This is a genomic window from Ferruginibacter sp. (genome assembly GCF_031430955.1).
GTDB lineage: Bacteria > Bacteroidota > Bacteroidia > Chitinophagales > Chitinophagaceae > Ferruginibacter.
The window spans coordinates 1-1942 of record NZ_JANPCM010000041.1 but is presented as its reverse complement, the minus strand read 5'-3'; the positions used below and the strand labels follow the sequence as shown (position 1 = coordinate 1942).

Sequence of the window (1942 nt, the reverse complement as noted above, 5' to 3'; positions counted from 1 at the left end):
GCATAACTGTTGCCGTCCGCTTTGCAACCCGGCAGTTCAGGAACTTCGGCAATAAATAAATTATCTTCCTTACTCCAGTAAATTATTATTTCGTATTTAGTCTGCATTGGAATTAACTAATTTATATTTTATTAAAATTTCTCTTACCTGTTTTACCTGGTAAGCTTTTGCTTTATTGTTTAAAGGCTGAAGATTAATAATTTCATCAATACCATCTTTGAAAAAATATGATGGCTGACTTTTATCCGTACAGAAAAACCAAATCTTTCCAGCAAAGAAACTAAATTGGTAAAATCAAAATTAGTGTCTGATGTGCCGGATAATAATTTTAATATCAGTTTATCAAATTTACTCATTTTACAATCATCATTTCAACTTTTCAATTGCTTTTGTATATGGAAGCTCCAGCTTCCATCCGTTTAAAACCGGAAGCTGGAGCTTCAGGCTACAATAAAGATTTTACTTTTTCAATCACCGCCTTTAAACCACTTACATCCTGCCCGCCGGCAGTAGCCAGGTTTTTTTGCCCGCCGCCGCCGCCTTTTATTAATGGGGCAATATGCTCTTTAATAATTTTTCCGGCATCTAAATTTTTTGCAGCAACAACTGTATCGCTTATACCAATGGCAACAAATGGTTTGCCATCAATATTGGCGCAAAGCACAGCCACATGGTCGTGCAGTTTATTTTTTAAATCGAAACACAATTTTTTCAATGCATCGGCACTGCTGACTTCAATAATTTCTCCCACAAAAGTTACGTTGTTGATGATCTCGTCCTTTTGTAACAATTCATTTCTTATAATTACCAATTGCCTAGCTTCTAAAGCTTCGATATGTTTTTTTAGAGAAGCATTTTCACTTTGTAAATTTTCAATTGACTTACCAATATCTTTTGGATTTTTTAAAAGGCCGCCAATTTCGCTGATGGTTGCTGATAAATTAGCAACGTAGCTTTCTGCTGCCACACCGCATATCGCTTCAATACGGCGAACACCTGCAGCCACTGCGCCTTCGCTTTTTATTTTAAATAATCCCAGTTCGCCGGTGCTGCCCACATGTGTGCCGCCGCAAAGTTCAATGGAATAATTGGGGTCCATCATTACAACCCTAACTACATCGCCATATTTTTCTCCAAACAAAGCCATAGCACCTAAAGCAACAGCTTCATCTTTTTTCATTTGTTTAATTACAACAGGAATGTTGGCCCTTATTTTTTCGTTCACTAATTTTTCTACTTTGCTAATTTCTTCATCGGTCATTTTTGCGAAATGACTGAAATCAAAACGCAGGTGTTCTTCATTTACTAAACTGCCTTTTTGTGCTACATGTATGCCGAGTACTTTACGTAATGCAGCATGCATTAAATGGGTTGCACTGTGATGAACAGCAATGCGGCTTCTTCTTCCTATATCAATAACAGCTCTTACCATTCCTTCGCCAATTAATACTTCATCTGATGGTAATTCCTCGGTAATATGTATTATTAATCCATTTTCTTTTTTTGTATCAATTACTCTAATGGGATTAAAAGGGCCTTCTGCAAAAAACAAAAAACCAGTATCACCAACTTGTCCACCGCTTTCAGCGTAAAAAGGAGTATCTAATAAGACTAATTGTGCTAAGGTTTTATCCTTCTGCTTAACCTTTCTATATTTTATCAAATTTGTTTCAATACCATTTTGTTGTTTATAATCATCTTGACCAGAAAATCTAGGGATTATGTCAGAATCGGAACTTTTCAACCCTAAATTATAACCTGAACTCGCCCAGTCTCCTGTCTCAAGAGTTGTTGCGGCACGGCTACGGTTTTTTTGTGCCCACATTTCTATATCAAATGCTATTTCATCAACACTGAAACCATTTTCTTCGGCTACTAATTTTGTCAAGTCAATAGGAAATCCAAAAGTATCTAATAATTCAAAAGCAGTTTTACCGTCAAC

2 protein-coding genes are annotated in these 1942 nt (G+C 36.3%); both read right to left on the bottom strand.

Features of this window, described 5'->3' with window-relative positions; genetic code table 11:
* Positions 1-179 precede the first annotated feature (179 nt).
* Entirely contained in the window at positions 180-356 is a 177-nt protein-coding gene (locus ACY65O_RS01165) for a hypothetical protein (protein ID WP_462219014.1), read from the bottom strand.
* Between the two features lie 89 nt (positions 357-445).
* Positions 446-1942, bottom strand: a 1497-nt coding sequence (locus tag ACY65O_RS01160; protein WP_462219013.1) for an alanine--tRNA ligase-related protein, incomplete at its 5' end; no start/stop codon positions are given.

Bases quoted from the DNA above. Each gene is read 5' to 3' on its own strand.
- ACY65O_RS01165 (WP_462219014.1), bottom strand. From the start codon at position 356: ATGAGTAAATTTGATAAACTGATATTAAAATTATTATCCGGCACATCA.